18 protein-coding genes and 1 pseudogene are annotated in these 19494 nt (G+C 28.7%); 6 read left to right on the top strand and 13 right to left on the bottom strand.

Going from position 1 to position 19494, the window contains the following annotated elements:
• From L8Y18_RS06350 to L8Y18_RS06310, 9 genes and pseudogenes are all read right to left on the bottom strand, one after another.
• Window positions 1–372 (bottom strand): annotated as a pseudogene (locus L8Y18_RS06350) (hypothetical protein); the annotation flags it as partial.
• A gap of 392 nt (window positions 373–764) precedes the next feature.
• Window positions 765–1262, bottom strand: coding sequence for a TlpA disulfide reductase family protein (locus L8Y18_RS06345; protein ID WP_318529482.1), 498 nt, complete (start codon window positions 1260–1262; stop codon window positions 765–767).
• Window positions 1223–1714, bottom strand: a complete 492-nt coding sequence (locus tag L8Y18_RS06340) for a TlpA family protein disulfide reductase (RefSeq protein ID WP_220566705.1) — start codon at window positions 1712–1714, stop codon at window positions 1223–1225. Before L8Y18_RS06340 ends, L8Y18_RS06345 begins: the two co-directional genes overlap by 40 nt.
• Window positions 1704–2360, bottom strand: a complete 657-nt coding sequence (locus tag L8Y18_RS06335; RefSeq protein WP_012661870.1) for an ABC transporter ATP-binding protein — start codon at window positions 2358–2360, stop codon at window positions 1704–1706. Before L8Y18_RS06335 ends, L8Y18_RS06340 begins: the two co-directional genes overlap by 11 nt.
• On the bottom strand, window positions 2360–3475 hold the full coding sequence (locus L8Y18_RS06330; RefSeq protein WP_263661191.1) for an ABC transporter permease: 1116 nt from the start codon (window positions 3473–3475) through the stop codon (window positions 2360–2362). The genes L8Y18_RS06335 and L8Y18_RS06330 overlap by 1 nt, the downstream gene beginning before the upstream one ends.
• Window positions 3465–4757: an ABC transporter permease gene (locus L8Y18_RS06325; RefSeq protein WP_263676495.1), complete on the bottom strand. Its 1293-nt coding sequence runs from the start codon at window positions 4755–4757 to the stop codon at window positions 3465–3467. Before L8Y18_RS06325 ends, L8Y18_RS06330 begins: the two co-directional genes overlap by 11 nt.
• Window positions 4747–6168 carry a Fe-S-containing protein gene (locus L8Y18_RS06320; RefSeq protein ID WP_263676493.1) on the bottom strand — a complete coding sequence of 474 codons (1422 nt, stop codon included), beginning with the start codon at window positions 6166–6168 and terminating at the stop codon, window positions 4747–4749. The genes L8Y18_RS06325 and L8Y18_RS06320 overlap by 11 nt, the downstream gene beginning before the upstream one ends.
• Before the next feature lie 77 nt (window positions 6169–6245).
• Window positions 6246–6767 (bottom strand): ferrirhodotorulic acid transporter, periplasmic binding protein, encoded by a 522-nt coding sequence (locus tag L8Y18_RS06315; protein ID WP_012661874.1) that lies wholly within the window; start codon window positions 6765–6767, stop codon window positions 6246–6248.
• Window positions 6764–8815, bottom strand: a complete 2052-nt coding sequence (locus L8Y18_RS06310) for an FTR1 family iron permease (protein WP_263676492.1) — start codon at window positions 8813–8815, stop codon at window positions 6764–6766. The genes L8Y18_RS06315 and L8Y18_RS06310 overlap by 4 nt, the downstream gene beginning before the upstream one ends.
• Window positions 8816–9100: 285 nt before the next feature.
• Between L8Y18_RS06310 and L8Y18_RS06305 the strand changes: the two genes are divergently transcribed.
• On the top strand, window positions 9101–10477 hold the full coding sequence (locus L8Y18_RS06305; protein ID WP_263662183.1) for a cation:dicarboxylate symporter family transporter: 1377 nt from the start codon (window positions 9101–9103) through the stop codon (window positions 10475–10477).
• Here L8Y18_RS06305 and L8Y18_RS06300 read toward each other — a convergent pair.
• Window positions 10474–11331, bottom strand: a complete 858-nt coding sequence (locus L8Y18_RS06300) for a D-amino acid aminotransferase (protein WP_263659666.1) — start codon at window positions 11329–11331, stop codon at window positions 10474–10476. The genes L8Y18_RS06305 and L8Y18_RS06300 overlap by 4 nt on opposite strands.
• A gap of 11 nt (window positions 11332–11342) precedes the next feature.
• Entirely contained in the window at window positions 11343–12320 is a 978-nt protein-coding gene (locus tag L8Y18_RS06295) for a glycosyl transferase family 90 (protein ID WP_263676491.1), read from the bottom strand.
• A 131-nt stretch (window positions 12321–12451) separates the two neighbouring features.
• On the opposite strand from L8Y18_RS06295, the gene L8Y18_RS06290 reads away from it, so the two are divergent.
• Window positions 12452–12943 carry a hypothetical protein gene (locus L8Y18_RS06290; RefSeq protein WP_263676490.1) on the top strand — a complete coding sequence of 164 codons (492 nt, stop codon included), beginning with the start codon at window positions 12452–12454 and terminating at the stop codon, window positions 12941–12943.
• On the opposite strand, the gene L8Y18_RS06285 is transcribed toward L8Y18_RS06290, so the two are convergent.
• Entirely contained in the window at window positions 12940–13863 is a 924-nt protein-coding gene (locus tag L8Y18_RS06285; protein WP_263659738.1) for a hypothetical protein, read from the bottom strand. The genes L8Y18_RS06290 and L8Y18_RS06285 overlap by 4 nt on opposite strands.
• Window positions 13864–13866: 3 nt before the next feature.
• On the bottom strand, window positions 13867–14784 hold the full coding sequence (gene rsmH, locus L8Y18_RS06280) for a 16S rRNA (cytosine(1402)-N(4))-methyltransferase RsmH (RefSeq protein WP_133319904.1): 918 nt from the start codon (window positions 14782–14784) through the stop codon (window positions 13867–13869).
• Window positions 14785–14844: 60 nt separating this feature from the next.
• On the opposite strand from rsmH, the gene L8Y18_RS06275 reads away from it, so the two are divergent.
• From L8Y18_RS06275 to ftsZ, 4 genes are all read left to right on the top strand, one after another.
• Window positions 14845–15423 (top strand): class II aldolase and adducin N-terminal domain-containing protein, encoded by a 579-nt coding sequence (locus L8Y18_RS06275; RefSeq protein WP_263659740.1) that lies wholly within the window; start codon window positions 14845–14847, stop codon window positions 15421–15423.
• Window positions 15424–15504: 81 nt separating this feature from the next.
• Window positions 15505–16983 (top strand): peptidylprolyl isomerase, encoded by a 1479-nt coding sequence (locus L8Y18_RS06270; RefSeq protein WP_263676489.1) that lies wholly within the window; start codon window positions 15505–15507, stop codon window positions 16981–16983.
• Window positions 16980–18359, top strand: a complete 1380-nt coding sequence (gene ftsA, locus L8Y18_RS06265; RefSeq protein WP_263676488.1) for a cell division protein FtsA — start codon at window positions 16980–16982, stop codon at window positions 18357–18359. Before L8Y18_RS06270 ends, ftsA begins: the two co-directional genes overlap by 4 nt.
• A gap of 11 nt (window positions 18360–18370) precedes the next feature.
• Window positions 18371–19477, top strand: coding sequence for a cell division protein FtsZ (gene ftsZ, locus L8Y18_RS06260; protein ID WP_039626779.1), 1107 nt, complete (start codon window positions 18371–18373; stop codon window positions 19475–19477).
• Window positions 19478–19494 lie beyond the last annotated feature (17 nt).

The following is a 19494-nucleotide window of genomic DNA, read 5'->3' as shown; positions in this document are numbered from 1 at the left end:
TAATTGATTTAAAGCGGTATTAACCGAACTAAAACTATGAAAACCATTAACTACAAAAATATCTTCTTTAATACTTGGAGTAAGTATATGCTGTCTAAAGGCTAATTTATTTAAATTCAAATGAGCCTTATCTTTAGGATTATCATAAATTAAAGTAATATTTGAAAGGTTTTTATTGCTAGCCATTTGACCATAGAAGTTTTTACCACTTAAGAGTTTATATGTGTCAAGATTATAATCATAAACATCATTATTATTAAATTTGTGCTGTTTAATAATATAAGCATTAGAAGTTTTATCATAATTTGCCTGGGTGGCAGCTTCTAAAGAGTTTAAGGAAAATATAGTGAGTAAGAAAAATTTTAATATCATGCAATATTTTCTCAAAATATGACTGAACAATATCCCCCCCCCCTAAGGTTTAAATTAAAAAATAATCTTTTCATGGTATTTAAAATACCTCCTAGAAATTTTATATTTTCATAAAAAAGTTATACTACTGCTATGCATATAAATTTAAGCTTAAATTAAGAATAAGATATAAAATATCTCATTTTGAAAAAAATTATCAAAATGCTTGCTTATAGGCTTTTAGGTTAATTATTTTAATTGGGTATTTTTGTAACATACCAAACAATCAACATACAGCCTATCAATAACATTAACAATATATTTGCATTTTAGAGTACATAAAAAATCACTTAAAAAAATAATTGCAAATTTTATTTTTTAATTAAAAATAAACTTAAAAAAGTTAGCAGTAGTTATTGTAAAAATTTAATTTTATTTTCTAAAACACTTTTTGGAGTAAGTCCAATGAATTTTTCATTTATCTTGCCTTTTTCATCATAAAAAACTATCACAGGCACACCATAAATTCCACCCACAGCCTTAGACAAAAATGAGCTTGCTTTAGCTTCATACATAAGTGGTAAATTTAACTTTTTTTCCAAAAGAATTTTTTGGGCTTCTTCTTTTGATTTAGCTCCATTTAACACCGCTAAAATAGGAAAATTTCTTTCTTTATAAAGTTCATTTAGCATCGGAATTTGTACATTACACGCACCACAATCTTGCGTGAAAAAAAATAAAGCATAAGCTTGATTTGCATTTTGTGTTTTTAAGGTTTTTTCAAAACCATCGTATTTAAAAGTATAGTTTTGACTTGAATTTAAGGTTTGAAATTCATTATTTGAGCATGCACTAAAGAAAAAAATACTTATTAAAGCCAAGAAGCAATAGAAGCTTTTAGTTGTGACCATGGTTTTTCTCCTATGATTTTATCTTGCACAACTCCATCTTTAATGACAAAAGTTGTTGGTACTGCAAAAATGTTAAATCTTTGCCATGATATATCTAAATCATCTTGCAAAAATATAATATTTTTATAATCATATTTTGTAGCAAATTCTTCAAAATCTTTCCCCTTATCCACAGAATCAAGTGCTAAAATAGTGATTTTTTTAGGGTATTCGTTAGCTAGTTTTTCCAAGAGTGGTAAGTCTTTTAAACAAGATGCACAACCTTGCTCTACAAAGGTTAAAACAATGAGATTATCAAAATCAGCTAGTTTAATTTTCTCACCTTCTAAATTTTTAGCTGCGATTTCTGGTGCTTTTAAGCCTACTTTGCCGCCATTTTTATTGTTGTTTTCAAAACATGCACTTAAAAAAACTAAACATAAACAAGCTAAAATTATACTTTTAATTTTCACTTTTCATCACTCCATGGCTTAAAATGATAGTTCTATCAGCAAAAGTAGCTAAGTCTGGATTGTGAGTGATTAAAACTATGGTTTTACCATCTTGTTTTAATTTACAAAAAAGCTCTAGAATATTTTTTTCATTTGCCTCATCTAAATTTCCAGTTGGCTCATCTGCTAATAAAATTTCAGGATCATTCACTAAAGCTCTTGCTATACATAGCCTTTGTTGCTCCCCGCCACTTAATTGGCTAGGTAAATGCGTAAGTCTGTGTGAAAGCCCTACTTTTTCTAGTGCCATTATAGCGTCTTTTTGTTCTATACTTGAGTGATAAAACTGAGCTAGCATGACATTTTCTAAAGCATTTAAATAAGGTATTAAATGAAATTGTTGAAAAATCAAACCTATTTTTTCTCTTCTAATTACGCTTTTTTCTTCTTCACTTAAATTTCCAACTTCTTTATCATCTAAAAAATACTCCCCACTACTTTGAGTATCCATTAAAGAAAGTATATTTAAAAGTGTTGATTTACCTGAACCTGATGGGCCCATAATGGCTAGCCATTCGCCTTGCTTTACTTCTAGGTTGATATTTTGCAAAGCTTTAACTTCATTAAAATTACGATTTAAATTTGAAATTTTTATAATATTTTTCATCACTCACCCTTTAAATTTTCACAAACATTGATTTTTAAAGCTTTTTTTAGCGGTAAGATACTTGCAAAAAATGCAAATACTAAAGAAACAAGCACCGCAAAAAACACTGAAAGCAATCTAAAATCTATACTTGCATTAAAAATCAAATATCCAAAAATATTTGCTAAAAAATATCCGCAAAAAGCGCCGAGCAAACTCGCACTCAAGCTTAAAATAAACACTTCAGCTCCAAAAAGTTTAATAACTTCTTTATGCTTAGCTCCTAGTGCAAGGTGCAAGGCTATTTCTTTTTTTCTTGAAAAAATCACTGCACTAAGAGTGGTATTTACACTCAAAGAACTAATGAGCAAAATAGTTAAACTAATCAAAGCCATCAAAGCCTTGATCTTTTCTAAAATCACACCTTCACTAATGGATACTGAAGCTATGACTTTGGCTTCTACATTAGCCTTGCTAAGTTCTTTTGCTTTTTGATCTAAGCTTTCATAATCACCTAGTAAAATAGCTTGAGCATAATTTATCACTTCTTTAGCTGCTAACTCTTGAGCTTTTTTTAAAGAGATGATTAAAACCCCATCTTGCTCATCATTGCTTCTTAAAATAGCTTTGATTTTTACTTTGACTATTTTAGATATACTTGGGTTGTAAATTTGCAATTCTTGTCCTATTTTAAGCTCTAATTGTTTAGCTAAATCAGCCCCCACAAAGGCACTATCTTCACTAAAATCACTCAAAGAAAAGCTTCCTTTTAAAACCTCCATAAAAGGCTTGGTAAGCTTTAAATTTGCAAAATCAACCCCAACAACTACCGCACTTGAACTTTCAAGATTATAAAAACCATATAAAAATGGGGTTAAAGCTTTTGCTTTCAAGTTTTCTTTGGCTTGATTAAATTCATCCATGCTTAAAAACTCATCATCTTTTGGCGTGATGATAAAATTAGCTCCATAAGCTTTTAATTCTTTGGACAATTTTGTGTCAATATCAAAATAAATATTAAAAAACGAAGCACTTACCATAGCACCCATAAACACAGCTATAAAAATAATACAAACTCTTTTATAAGAAAAAATAAGAGATTTAAAAACCTCTTGCATAAAAAAATTATTTCCCATATAAAACCTCTGAAGTAGAAAGTTTAGAAATTCCTTTGATAGAAAACAAGCATCCTAAAAATACTATAAGCACTGCAAAAAATAAACAAATTGGTAGGATAATCCAAGAAATTTCAATGGTATGTTCAAATATACTCAAGGCGATAATCTCTGACATACCTATACCAAAAGCAAAGCCCAAAACAGCCCCAACTAAAGCTACCACAACCCCTTCTAACGCAAAAATCATATAAATTTGCAAAGTGCTAGCACCTAAAGCTTTTAAAAGCCCTATTTCACTTTTTCTTCTAAAAATATCCGCACTCATTAAAGATGATATGGCTATGGAAGCTACGATTAAGCATATAATGCTAACTACTGCCATTAAAGATTGAATTTTAGATACTATCAAACTTTCTGCATCTGAAATCGCACTCACTACTTTTGTGCTTGCACCTTTAAAATCTTCTGCAATTTGATAGGCAATAGAACTTACATAAGCAGTACAATACCACTGATCATACTCAAGCTGATCAAGACTATCTACATCGCGTCTTGCTTTTTGTGCTAAATCATTTTCAGGTATAGTCAAAGCTGAAACTTCTGCTTTTGAGAATAAACCTTCTTTTTTAGAAAGCTTTTGTGCCAAAAGCAAAGAAGTGATGATTTTATTTGAAAAAGCTTGAGTTAAATCCATAATACCAACAATTTTTACTTTAAAAATTTGATCATTTTGCATCAGGGTGATTTCATCATCTATTTTTAAATCATACTTTTGCACTAAGTCTTTTCCTAGCATTATTTCATCTAAACTATCATCTTTTGGGTAGTTTCCTTTGATTTGACTATATTTGTATAATTCTTTAATACCCGCATAAAAATCATCATCATCTTGAATCTTTATAGCCTTATCAAAATAAGTTCCCACTAAAGAGATATTTTCATAATTTACATTTGGAGTTTGAATTTTTACCTGAGTATCTAAAAATGGCGCAAAGGCATTGATATTATTTCTCCAAAAAATTTCTTTTATAGTATGGATCTTGTTTTCTTCTAAAAAATTTTGATTTTTCAAAGGCTCATAAATTTTATTACCCACTTCTACACTCAAACTTGCGCCTTTAGGTAAAACTAAAATGTTCGATCCATAACTTCTTAATTCTTTTGTAATTTCATTACCTATACCCAAAGTAAGATTTAACATAGTAGCCATAAGTAAAGTAGCTAAAAAAATCGTTAGCAAAGCTAGGGATTTTTGAATTTTATTTTGAAAAATAGAGTTTTTTACAATCTTAACTTGCATAGTCATTTCCTAATAAATTATGAATTCTATATTTTGAAGTCTTATTCATATCGATGTATTTTAAAGGATCGTTTTTAAACTCTTCATAATTTTTTTCATTAGCAAAAAAATATGTTCTTCCTTTATAAACATAAGATCTTGGTGCTTTTAAGTTAATAAGCTCGGTATGATCAATAGGATCATAAACTTTCTTTTCTACTACTTGAGTGAAAAAATTTACCCCATCTAAAATTTCTGAAAAAGGTATGATAACTTTACCATTTTCAAATTTATATTTCATAGGGATAGGATTACACCCACCTGCCTTACCTACACTTGGTAAGAAAATTCTAACATTACATGAAATACAAATTAACTCTCCACCTTTTTTAACATACCCCATATCTCCACATATACTACAAGCATCAAAAACTGCTACTGGAGAGTCTTTATCTTCTCTTTTGTTAATTAAGAAAAATCTTACCACTTTACCCTCATCGCTAATATAAGCAAAGCGATGTAAGTTATTATCTCTTAATATTGCCACATCAAAAACAAATTCATTATTTTCATTTGGCTCTACATAGGTTGGCTCGTCTATGGTGATTGGTCTTGAAGCATGCAAGTCATAAAAGAGAAAAATACAAAGACTTAAAATCATAGCACTAAAAATACTTGCACTAAAATTAGTTATAGTTGAATTTTTTGCTTGATTTTTTCTAAATTCTATATCAAAATCTTTTTTCTTGCTGTTTTCACTCACTCTTTGCTTTAGAGCTAAAACTATACAAATTCCTAGCAATAAAAACCATATATATGTATAGAATTTAGCATAATATACACTTTTTGCCACATAGCTTAAATATAAACTTTCTGTTTCTATCACACCTTCTCTCATAAGGTGCAATAAAATTTGTGCTAAAGCTTCATTTAGATAAAAAATCACGATAATGAGTAAAAATAAATTTAAAAATTTAAATTTAAATTCCCTTAGCCATCTTGTAAAAAGATAAACCCCAAAACACATAACAAAAGCAAGCAAAATAAGCCCAAAAGAACTAATCGCTAAAGAATCTAAAAAATTAGTGCTTAATATAGGAAAGTCGATAGAAATATGTAAATATTTTATACCAAAAGCAAAAGATAATAAAAAAAGCAAAATAGTTTGAATTTTTTCTTTTAAAAAATTATTTTTTATAAAAGAAAAAATGATAACACTTAAAAACAATAAAACAAATAAAACATCATTAGAAAAATACAACAAATCATAACTTAGTGTTTTAGCGCTAATAAAAAAAGCAAAATAAGAAAAAACAAAACCCACAAAAGCAAGTTTAAACACTAAAGAATTTTTTAGATTATAAAAAAATAAAGCACTTAAAAGTGCGTAAGAAAAAAATACTCCAAAAAAATGTACAAAATAAATCGACATGGGCTCTTCTTTGATAGAATTTATTTATAAAATCAATAATTTTATAAATAAACCCTAGCAAAAAGCTAGGGAAAAAATCACTTAGGTTTTCCTGTGTATTTAAAGTTGTATTTAACTGAAAATGGCTCAAACCATTTACCAACACCTGTTTCTTTATCAACATGGCGTCCAAAACCTTGTTTTTCTGGGCTTTCTATTAAAAATACTAACTCATAGTTTCCTATGCCTGTATCCATTTTTAAATTTGCACCATAGTGAGGGCCATCATCTGCTACCATAGGCATAAGAGTTCCTGTTTTTACTTTACCATTGTCAAGATTAGTTAGCTTATAAGCTATAGTTAAATAAGGAATCCAAAAACCTTCTGGAAAGCCGTTTTTATTACCCTTTAATGCATGAATATCTGCTTCAAGGTGAATATCTGCTAAACTTGCTGCAAGATCAATCCCTCTTGGCTCCATTTCGATTGGCTGCAAATAAACAGCTGCTATTTCCATACCATTTAACTCATAAGGATCGCCAATTGGTACCTCTGCTGCAAAAACTGAACTAGCTAAAATACTAGCTGCTGCACCTAAACTTAATAAAGTTTTTTTCATATTTTTTCCCTTTTATTTGAAATTTGCTTTGTTATAAAAATACCCATAATGAGTAAGATTAAAACCATAAACTGAGGTATGATGCTCTCATAGTAAGGATAAATTCCAAGCCATAAAATTCCTTCAAAATCAAAAGGAAGTAAGCTTGGTGTAATAACCTTGGCTTCTATGAGCTCACCAATGCCTTTGCCTGTAAAGACAAAGACCATATAAAAAATAATGTATGAAGTTATATAGAAAAATTGTTTTACTGGTATTTTTAAAGCACCAGCTTTTAATAAATAATAAAGTATTATAAGTATAATTAATCCACTAGCTAATCCTATAAATATAAAACTATAATCTGTGCTTGTTTTTGCATCAAATAATAAAGCTTGATAAAAAAGAATAGTTTCAGCACCTTCTCTGTATACAGCTAAAAACACACTAAACCATAAAGTTTTTGCTGAATTATTTGAGATAGCTTCAACTGCTTGAGTTTTTACATAATTTGCCCATTTTTTATTTTGCGCATTTGATAAAAGCCAAAAACCGACATAAAATAGTAATACAACAGCCACAAGCATAGTAATGCCCTCTAAAAATTCTCTACTTTGCCCTGCTTGTTCTTTAAAAATCCATGAAATAAAAAATGCAGTTACAAAACTTAAAAATACTCCACTCCAAAGTGCTGAATATACTATACTTAAACGCTTTTTATTGCCACTTTGAACTAAATATGAAACTATGGCTACAACAATGATTAAAGCCTCTAAACCTTCTCTTAAGATAATACCCAAAGCCCATATAAATAAAGACATAGGTGAAGATTCTTGAATTTTATCCAAAGAATTTTCAATTAATGTACCAAGCTCATCAAAATTCTGTTTTAATTCTTCTTTAGAAGCACTTGCTTTAATAAGTGCAACACCTTTTGAAAAATAACTTTCTATTTTTAATTTTAAAGCACTATCAATAGCACCAATTTTACTTTCCATACCACTTGCTTCAAAAATATCCAAATAAACATTTTGTAAAGCATCTATGCTATTTAAATTAAAACCATCATAATTTTGTAAAATATTATTAAGTGCAATTTTTATATCATCATATACTTTAGTATAGTTTTTAGTACTCATAACACTTTCATCAAAGCCTTTAACCTGAAGTAAAGCTAATTCTTCTTTAGGTAAAGTTAGGAATGCTTCATATAATAAATCTGATATGTCTGAAATTTCATCTCTTATAGCTTTTTCATCCAAAGTGTTATTGTTGATTTTTCTTATTATAGTTCTAAGTTTTGTTTGAATTTTTTTATCCATACCCGCTTTTGTGTATCTTGCTACTAAAACTTCTACCTTTGAATTTCTATAATCTTCGAATAATGCTGATTGGATTAAATCTTTAGCTTTTTGGTAATCTTTATTTACAAAAGCCAATGCTGCTTGATCAAGTTTTGAAATCATTGAATCCATTAAAAATTGCAATCTTGCATCCATAGCTGAAGCTTCTTGTAAGGCTAATAATGTTTCGTCTTTTTGGATATTTTGCTCTTGAGTAGTTGAATTTTGAGTCAAATTTGATGATGTTTGTCCTTTAACATCCTCTCCAAGTAAAGATGCAAACATAGCTTCAGCTTGCGCTTGACGCTCTTTTTCTGCTTTTAAAGATGAGCTTTCAGCTGCTTTTTTATCATAATTTATATCACTAGCTTCAGCTTTTAATTGAAATCCTTTTTCTAATATAGGAACGACTTCATCTAAATCAAAATACAAGCTACTAATTAAAGCTTCTATCTTAGAAATATCTTCTTTATCTTTATACATTTTTCTTAAATTAATAAATTTACGCTCCATCACAATGACTTTTCTACCGACATTGCGACCAATAGAGCCTTCCATGGTTTCAAAATGCTGAAAATATGCATCTTCAGCTTTTTTCTTAGCTTCTAAATTTTTATTATCTTTATATAACACCATGCTTTCATTCAAAATTTGCTTAATATTTTGACTTTCTTTTTGATAATCAATATCCCTAGCAAGTGTTAAAGAACAAAATAAAAAAATCATTAATAAACTTATTTTTTTAAACACTATTTTACTCCGAAATGATATTCATTTTTAAAATCATAGTCACAAGTATAGTACTAGCTTTCTTAAATTTAGATAAACATTATCATTATTTATTTCATAATAAATCATACAAAAATACTACAAAATGCTACTTTTATCTACAAAATAAGATAAAAAATTATTATTTTTAGCTTTTATATTTATTTTTTATTTATTTTAACAATAAAAATAAGTTTTTCTTTGCTAATATGTATCGTTTTTTAAAATTACAAGGAGTTTTTTATGCTAGTTATTACTCATGAAAAACCAAGCAAACTCAAAAAAATGTTAAAAAATTTAGGTTTTTGGGTGATTATAGGAATTATAGCTGGCATTTGCCTTGGCTTATTAGATAAGGAATTTGCATTAGCTAGTAAAATCGGTGTAGATTATTTTATACAAGCTTTAAAAATTCTCATAGGTCCTATTATATTTTTAACTATTGTTTTAGGTGTTATTAGTCTTGAAAGCTTAAAACAAGTTGGAAGCATAGGAGCTAAAGCTTTGCTTTATTTTGAAATAGTAAGCACTTTTGCTTTAGCTATTGGCATTTTTATGGCAAACATTATGGGACCTGGTAAAGGAATGAACCTTGATCCAAGCACTCTAGATCAAGAAAGTGTGGCTCAATTTGTTAATAAAAATATAGAAATAAGTGCGCAAAATGAAATTTTGCATATTTTAAAAGACGCTATACCTACTGATATCATAGCTGCTTTTAGCGAGGGAAAAACTTTGCAAATCTTAGTTATAGCTCTAGCTTGTGCTTTTATTATTTCACTTATGAGAATTGATGAGAGAAAAGCTATACAAAAAACCTTAGAAATTATGCAAAGTTTTGTTTTTAAAATCTTAGAAATCATTATGTATTTTTCTCCCATCGCTGCTTTTTCTGCGATGGCTTTTTTAGTGGCAAAATATGGACTTGATTCTTTATTAAATTTGGGTTATTTGCTTATTGTTATGTTGCTTGCTTCTTTGCTTTTTATCTTTGGAGTTTTAGGGCTTATTTGTTTTATTGCTAAAGTCAATATTTTTAAATTTATGCGTTTTATTTCAAGAGAAGTTTTAATAGTTTTTGCCACGAGTTCTAGCGAATCAGCATTAGCTCCGCTTATGAGAAAACTTGAAAAAGCAGGAATTTCAAAAGCCACTGTGGGCTTGGTATTACCAACTGGATATAGTTTTAATCTTGATTGTACTAATATTTATTTGGCTATGAGTTTAATTTTCCTTGCTCAAGCTTTTAATGTAGAACTTTCTTTAACTCATGAAATTAGCATTTTAATAGTGCTTATGATAGCCTCAAAAGGTGCTGTTGGTGTGACTGGATCAGGTTTTATTATACTAGGAAGTACACTTGCGGCTTTATCTAATATGCATATTGCAGAAGCTAATAATGGCTTAGGAGCAAGCTTAGGAGAGGTTTTACCTGTGGCTGCCATTTCTATACTTTTGGGCGTGGATAAATTTATGTCTGAAATTCGTGCTGTGGGAAATTTATGTGGTAATAGCGTAGCAGCTTTAATCGTAGCTATTTGGGATAAACAAATAGACTGGGAAAAGTTTCGCTACGCTCTAGATAATCCTAAAGAATTTACTAATGCGGGTTTTGATTAAAAAACCTCTTTTTGAATTTTTTCTACATATTTTTCTCTTAGTTTTTGGGTATAAAAGCCCACCTTACCATCATTAATTACCTTACTATCTGCTTTTATAACACCCAAAATCAAAAAAGTAGCCGCAGAAATAAACACCTCATCAGCCTCATACACTTCTTTCATACTAAAAGCTCTTTGATCTACTTTAAGATCAAGTTCTTTTGCAAATTTTAAGATATTTTTACGGCGAATTCCTGGTAAGATTTCATTAGAAAATGGCTTAGTGATTAAAGTTTTATCTTTTATAATAAAAGCTGAACTACTAGAAGCTTCCGTTACTAAAGCATTTTCTACCATAAAAGCTTCAAAAACCTTAGCTTTAACAGCTTCTTCTTTTGCAAGACATTGAGCTAATAAAGAAATTGATTTTATATCCCTTCTTTTCCACCTTAAATCAGCTGTTGAAATAACACTCACCCCATTTTTAGCAAACTCATGCCCAATCACCTTGCATTCAAAAGCAAAGGCCATAATAGTAGGTTTTAACCCCTTTAAAAGAGCAAAATTTCTACTAGCAACCCCTCTAGTAATTTGCATATAAAGCCCGCCTTCTTTGAGAGAATTTTTAATGATTAATTGCTTTAAAATATTTTCAAATTCTTCTTTTGTATAAGGAATTTGTAGATCAATTTGGGCTAAACTACGCTCAAAACGCTCCCAAAATTCTTCTTTATCAGCTATTTTTGCATTTACCACAGGAACTACTTCATAAATTCCATCTCCAAAGATAAAACCTCTATCAAAAATACTCACTTTAGCTTCGCTAGCTTTTATAAATTCATCATTTAAAAATACTATTTCCATCTCTTGCATAAACTCTCCTTTTAATCAAATAAATCAATAATATCTTTTGGTAAATCAAGCTGATTAGAATAATAAAAATACTTAGCTAAAACTAAAATTCCTATATAAAATTCTATCTTTTCATCTAAAAATTGCTCTATATAAGCATGAGCATTTTGTATGATTTCTTTTGCTCTATGTGGATTAGCTAAATAATAATCAAGCAAAACTTCTACATTTTCATAATCATCATCAATCAAAGCAAAATGCTCATTTGGAACTAACTTTCCTTCCATAAACCAAGTTTCATAACGCATTTTTGGAGCTAAAACTAAAGAATTTGTTTTCATCGCCCACTTTAAGTTGCTTGCTACATCATTACCTTCCAATGAAAGTAAAAATTTAAACTGGGTTTGATAGGCTCTGCTAATTTTAAAATTTAAATTTTTAATCCATTTTTCGGCTTGAATTTTTCTACCGCCAACATGAGCAATATCACAACGAGGATTATCAAAATATTTTTCAAAAAATTTAATACGATGAGGTTGATAAATTGCACCTCTAAAAAAGAGTAAGTCTTTTTTATCTTCAAATTGGTTTTTATCTTGTATAAAATCAAAATGTCTGTTTTTGTCTAATTTTAAAATGATATTATTAAAGCCATTTTCAACTGGTCTTGATTTAGCTATGCTTGGATATTTAAGATTATAACTAATATCTCCAAAACCTTCAATCCATAAAAAATCATCATTAAAATATTTACTAATTGCATAAGCATCATAAGCATAGGAAGTTTTTTTAAAGGGAAATTTTCCTATTTTTTCATAATTTTGAAAATTTTTTATATCAAAAAAATCATTTTGCAAATTGTAATAATTTAAGCGAGTAATAATATTATCTATATTTTTTGATTTTAAAAGCTCTTTGAAAATATTTTGTAATTGATTTTGATAAATTTTTCTAGGTATAAAACTTTTAGCTATGCCTTTTACATTCATCATAAATCTAGAATCTGCCATCTTTTTCTTTCTTTATATGCAAAAATAATGTAAATTTTAACACAAGATTTCATTTACAAGACTTAAAATTTATCTTATTTAAAAACAAAAATGCTAAAATCACAAAAATCACATACTTACTAGGTAAAACAATGAAAATACAAGAATTTATTTTAAACTTTATTTTTAAAGTTTCAAATCAACCTGTTAATTTAAAAGATTTATTAGAAGCAAATGCCTTGTTAAATGAAGGTATGATGATAGATCCTGCGAAATTAAATTTTAAATTTAAAGTATTTAATTCTTATCTTATATATACCCTTTTTTGTATAGCCATTTTAGTTCCTATGCTTATCATCAGCCATTATTTTTTAACAATTATTGATTTTCATATTAGTATCTTAAGTGCTATTTTTGTTACCGCTTGTGTTTTTGTTGGCTATGATGTTTTTAAAATTTATACTAGAAAAGTAATAAGTAAAAAATTATTGAAAAAAGCCTGGACTTTACATTTTCCATATTTTGCTTATGAAAAATATTCAAAAATAGCAGAAAATATTTATAATCAAGCCATTAAAGAAGAAATTCCAAAAAATCAACTTGAACAATATGTTTTAGAAAAAATCATTCAAACACAAGATTAATCTAAAAAGTCTAAAACTTGATTTTGAAAATACAATGCTTCAAGCTGTCTTTGAAGCTCTTTGTTTTCTTCATCTAAAACTAATTCTTGCGATCTTAAATCCGCTATTTCTCTACTTACATAATAAATTTGATTTCTAATATAAATTTGTGGGAAAAATATCAATAAAGCAAATGCTATCATCAAACCTGCATATAATAAATTTTTAGGGGTTAAATTTTTATTTTCCTCACTTACTATGCTATCTAAAAGTTCGTATTTATCTTCTTGATTATATTCTTGGTTTTCTTCAAGCCTTACCTTTTCTTCTAAAATTTTTTGCTCTTGCTTAGCTAATTTTTCTTTTTCTTTTAATTCTTCTTGAGCTTTTTTTATTTTTTCTTGTTCGATTTTTTTTTGCTCTTTTAATTCTTGTTTGAGTTTGACTTTTTCTTTTCTTTTTTCTTTTAAATCTTGAAATTTTGAAGTAACAAAGACATTACTTTGAGTAAGAATTTTAGATATTTGAATAGAATCTTTTTTTTCTTGTTGTATTTTTTCTACTTTTTTTACTTCCTGCAAAGTTTTAACATTTTTAGATGGCTTAAGATTTTTATCATTTTTTTTATCAAATTTTTCTTTTTGCTTTTTGAAAAAATTGAGTTGTAATTTAAAAGGCTTTTTTTCTTCTAATTTAACATTTATCAAATCTTCTTTTAAATAAATAGCGGATTGCTTTTTAGGTTTTTCTTTATATTCTTCATCAAAGTCTGTAAATTTAGGTCTTTTTTTACGCTGTATTCTATTTTTTAATATGCGATCGCTTTCATTGAAATTGTGCTCATACTCTTCATAAGGCCTACCTTCTTTAATAGCCCTAGAATACTTCAACATTTTTTCGCGTATATTTTGTTTTTCTTTTAAAAAATCATCTTCAATCATTATTTACCTAAAATAAAAAATTCTCATTTTTGCACAACTTGATCTACTATTATAGCTTATTTCTTCTTTGGAGGCACTTATAGCTTTTTTACTTAAAATTTTACCGAGACTATGTCCTTTACCGCATTCGCATTTTATAGCTCTTTCATCACAAATGCAGTCTTTTTCCCATCTTTTAAAAGTATTTTTTACTATTCTATCCTCTAAAGAATGAAAGCTAATAATAGCTAATTTACAATCTTTTAATTTTGCTTTTTCTATATTTTCAAGTAAGGATTTTAACTCACCAAGTTCATTATTTACTTCTATACGCAAAGCTTGAAATACGAGCAAAGCTAAAGATACATTGCGTCCTTTTAACTTAGCATTTCCTATAATTTGACTTAATTCTTTTGCACTTGTAATCTCTTTTTGACTTCTTGCATTGATAATTTTTTGAGCAAGCATTGAAGCAACCGGCGCTAGATCTCCATAGTCTTTAAAAATTCGTTCTAAAGCTTCCTTGTTGTAAGAATTTACTACTTCTTTAGCACTTAAAGGATTATTTTGATCCATTCTCATATCTAAAAAATCAGAATTTAGTGAAAAACCCCTATCATTTTTATCAAGCTGCAAAGAAGATACACCAATATCGGCTAAAATTCCTCTTATGTTTTGCGTTGAAATTTGAGTTAAAATATCTTTAAAACCTATATGATTAAAACTTATTCTATCTTGAAAATTTTTTAAAAACTCTTTGGAAAAACTTAAAGCCTCTAAATCTTTATCGCAAGCAATTAATCTTAATTTTTCATGAGCTTGCAATAATGCTTTAGAATGCCCTCCATAACCCAAAGTACAATCTAAAAAATCTCCGCTATCAAAATCATCAAAAGTATTTAAAACTTCTTGTAATAAAACAGGAATATGTGGACTTTGCAAAATATACCTTTTAATATTTTTTAGTATAATACCTTAGCTAAGTTTAAAACAAGGTTTTTAATGAATAAAGAAAATATTATTTCCCAAATTCAAATTCTATCCTCATCAATGTTTAAAAAAAATTTTTTTGGAATTTGCCATGGTTCTGTTTCAGCAAAACTTTCACAAGGCTCATTTATTATCAACAAAAGCAATGCTTTTTTGAATCAATTAGATGAAAAAAATTTAAGTATCTTAAAATTTGCAAAAGATTATAGCTGGGATGAAGCAAGCAGCGATAGTGAAATACATAAAAGCATATATGAAAATATACCTGAAGCTAAATTCGTATGTTTTGCTTATCCAGCTTATACCTTATCTATGAGTTTAAATCATGATTTCATAACACCTCAAGATTATTTTGGAGAAATTTTTTTAGAAGAAATTCGAGTTTACAATCCTAAAAGTTATGAGGATTGGGATGATAGATCACAAACTGAAATTTATCGTTATATGTTAGAACAAAAACAAAATTTTGTCGTTGTGAAAGGATATGGAATATTTGCTTATGGAAGAACAAGCTATGAACTTGGAAAAATAATAGATTTAATCGAGAATTCTTGTAAAATTATCCATTTAGCAGAGACAAATTTATCATAAAATCATAAAATTAATTTTTTATTAATCACAAATTACCTATAATTTATGGTTTAATTTAATTAATTATGGATTGGGGTAAAAATGCTCACTTGGATGCAGCATCATAAAAAATATTTAGTTATTACTATTTGGATTAGTGTTATTGCTTTTGTTGGAGCAGGTTTTGTTGGCTGGGGAAGTTATGATTTTAACACCGATAGATCAAATTCTGTTGCAAAAGTAGGCGATGAAAAAATAAGCTATGATGAATTTAATCTAAAATATTCTCAATTATTTAACTACTACTCACAATTAAACAATGGCAATTATACACAAGAACAAGCACAAAAAGATGGCTTAGATACTCAAGCTATCAATGAACTTATACAAGAAAAACTTCTGCTTTCTTATGCTAAAACTTTAGGTTTAAATGTAAGCGAAGAAGAAATTGCTTATGATTTAGCGCATCAAAAAATCTTTCATAATGCTTCAGGTGTTTTTGATAAAGATTTATATTATAATTTACTTGCAAGAAACAACTATACGCCAAAAGCTTATGAAAAAATTATCCATGATGAATTATTACTTAAAAAAATCAATGCTATTTTAATTTTACAAATCAAACAAAATGAGCTTGATATGTTTGGTGCAAGTTTTTTAATGCAAGATAATTTAAAAATTCAAATAATAAAACTTGATAATAAAAATATTCCTATTGATGAAAAAGAACTAAAACAAACTTGGGAAAAAAACAAAAACCTATATAAAACACAAAAAAGCTATGAGCTTGCAACTTATTTTTTAGATCCTAATACAATCACAGTTGTTGATAAAGAAATTCAAGCTTACTATGAAGAAAATAAAAATGACTATAAAGATTTTGCAGGAAAAATTCTAAGCTTAGAACAAAGCAAAGATAAAGTTATAAAAGATTTAAAACTTTCCAAGCTTAAACTTAAAGCTAATGAAAGCTATGTTGCTTTGAGAAAAAACGAGCTTAGTTTTGACAAAAACATCACAATAAGCGATGCTGATATTTATTACCCTTTAGAAAACATACAAAAAGCTAAAGAAAATGATTTTATCAAACCTTTTAAATTTGAAAACGGCTATATGGTTGCAAAACTTATAAAAATAAATCCTATACAGACTATGACTTTTGAGCAAGCCAAAAATGAAGTGAGCAAACTTTACATCAGAGAAAAAACTAAAACTTTATTAGAAGAAAAAGCAAAGCTTGCCCTAGATAATTTCCAAGGTATAGATATAGGAACTTATAGTCGCGACTCAAGTAAAGGAGCAAAAGTAGGTGAAATGATAAATGATGCTGAATTTAGTGAGTTTTTAATGCATGTATTTGACTCAAATAAAGCTAAATCTTATGTTTTATTTGATGATAAAGCAATAGTTTATGAAATTACAAAGCAAACTCTAGAAAACAAAGATAAAGAAGAAATTTATAAATTTATCATAGAACAAAGTGCCAAACAAACTAAACAAGCTTTACTTAAGGAAGAATTATTAAAAAAACTTATAGAATTATATCCAATCCAACGCTATTATAAAGGAAATACAAATTGAATATTTTAGGAATTGATTTAGGCTCAATACAAACTTGTGCTATTTTGGCACAAAAAAGTGAAGAAGGACTTAAAATCATTGGTTTTGGAAAATCAAAATCAAATGGTATAAAAAAAGGAGCAATTACCAATATAGAGCTTGCTTCAAAATCTATAGAAGAGGCAGTAGCCGATGCACAAATGATGTCAGGTGTGCATTATGATAAAGTAATTGTATCTATTTCAGGTGCTTATGCAAAAAGTGTAGACAGTATAGGTGTAGTTAATATACCAAATCATGAAATAGGTATTAAAGAAATTCACAGAGCAGTAAGCACAGCAAAACATACCGCAAATATACCTAGTGGATATGAAATCATTCATGTATTGCCTTATAATTTTAAAGTAAATGATCTTGAGCATGTAGAAGATCCTTTGGGAATGAGTGGAAATCGTCTTGAAGTTTCTACACATATTGTAATCTCGCAAGAAGTGCATATTAAAAATCTAAAAAAAGCAATTGAGCTTGCTGATCTTAGAGTAGATAATATCGTTCTTTCAGGATATGCTTCTTCTATCGCATGCTTTGATGATAGTGAAAAAGAATTAGGTGCTATTTTAATCGATATGGGTGGAGCGGTTTGCGATATGGTCATTCATGCGGGTAATTCTATACGATATAATGAATGCTTACAAATTGGTTCAGTAAATATCACTAATGATTTATCCATAGCTTTGCATACCCCACCAAAAGAAGCAGAAAAACTAAAATTAAATTATGCATCTTTAGCACAAAATGAAAACTCAATTATACAAATTCCATATATGGGTGATGAAAAAAGAAAAAATGAAGTTTCAGTAGAAGTTATATCTAATGTTATTTATGCAAGAATTGAAGAAACTATTATTATTTTAGCTAAAATGCTAAGTGATAATGCTTGTGCAAATCAAGCAGGAGCAGGCATAGTATTAACAGGTGGAATGACAAAATTTGCAGGACTTGACAAACTTGCTTCAGCTTATTTTGATAATAAAGCTGTTAGAATAGCGACCGCAAAAAAAGATACTATGGATGGCTTTAAAGAAATTTTTGAAGATGCAGAAAATAGCTGCGCTATAGGTCTTTGTTTATATGGTGGTGGACATTTTACTCCTTATGAATTAGATTCTAATGAAAAACTAAGATACAAAGGAGAGCCTGAATTTATCAACAAACAGATAAAACAAAATCTCACCATAGAAGAACATGAAGAAGAAAATAAAAATTTTGAAGAAATTTTTCAAGAACAGAGAGATTTTGAAGATGAAAAAACAGAATTAACAAAAGTTGAAACCAAAAAAGATAAAAAATCAAGTTTTATGCATAATTTTTGGAATAAATTAATAAACCAGTTCTAATAGGAGATACAATGAGCGAATATCTAGTAGAAGAAATGCAACACGCAAAAGGTGCAAAAATAAAAGTCATAGGCTGCGGTGGCGGTGGCGGTAATATGATAGATCATATGGTAAATATGGGCTTACATGATCTTGATCTTATCTCAGCAAATACTGATGCACAAGCTATAGCAAAATCTTTAGCAAAAACTAGAATTCAACTAGGTGAGAAAAAAACTAAAGGTTTAGGTGCTGGTATGCAACCAGAAATTGGAGCAGAAAGTGCAAGAGAAAGCTTTGAAGAAGTAAAAGCAGCTTTAAGTCAAAGTGATATAGTATTCATTTCAGCAGGACTTGGTGGTGGAACTGGTACAGGTGCAGCTCCTGTTGTAGCACAAGCTGCTAAAGAAGTAGGCGCATTAACTGTTTCGGTTGTAACTATGCCTTTTGCTTTTGAAGGAAAACAAAGAAAAAAATTAGCTGAAGCTGGCTTGGCTGAATTAAAAAAAGAAAGTGATTCTATCATTGTAATCCAAAATGAAAAACTTCTTAGTATACTTCCAAAAAAAGCAGGTATAAAAGAAGCATTCAAACTAGTTGATGATATCTTAGCTAGAGCTGTTAGAGGTATGGTGTCTATTCTTTTAGAAGATGGCGATATCAATGTTGACTTTGCAGATGTTAGAACTGTTATGAGCCATAGAGGTTTAGCTTTAATGGGTGTGGGTCATGGAGAAGGTGAAAATGCTATCATGGACGCATTATCAAGCGCTATAGAATCTCCATTATTAGATGGTATGACTATGAAAGGCGTTAAGGGCGTGATTATCCATTATAAAATTGGACCTGAATGCTCATTGATAGAAATTTCACAAGCTACTCAAAGCATTAGTGATATAGCAGATGAAAATGCAAAAGTAATCTTTGGTGCAACTACTGATGAAAGCATGGGCGATCGTGTTGAAGTAACTATTATTGCTACAGGTTTTGAAGATAAAGCTGAAATAGAAAGTGCTAAAGAACAAGAAGAAAGTAAAAAAAATAGCTATATGAATTTGCGTAAAGCTAGCGGTGGGTTTGATGAGGAAGTGATTTCTCAACTTGATGTTCCTGCTTTCTTGCGTCGTCAAATGGATTAATTTGTAAGTAAAAATCC

It is taken from the genome of Campylobacter sp. CNRCH_2007_0968H (genome assembly GCF_025773245.1).
GTDB classification, from domain to species: Bacteria; Campylobacterota; Campylobacteria; order Campylobacterales; family Campylobacteraceae; genus Campylobacter_D; species Campylobacter_D lari_D.
Note: the sequence above shows the minus strand (reverse complement) of the source record. Positions and strands in the feature narration are given on the sequence as shown.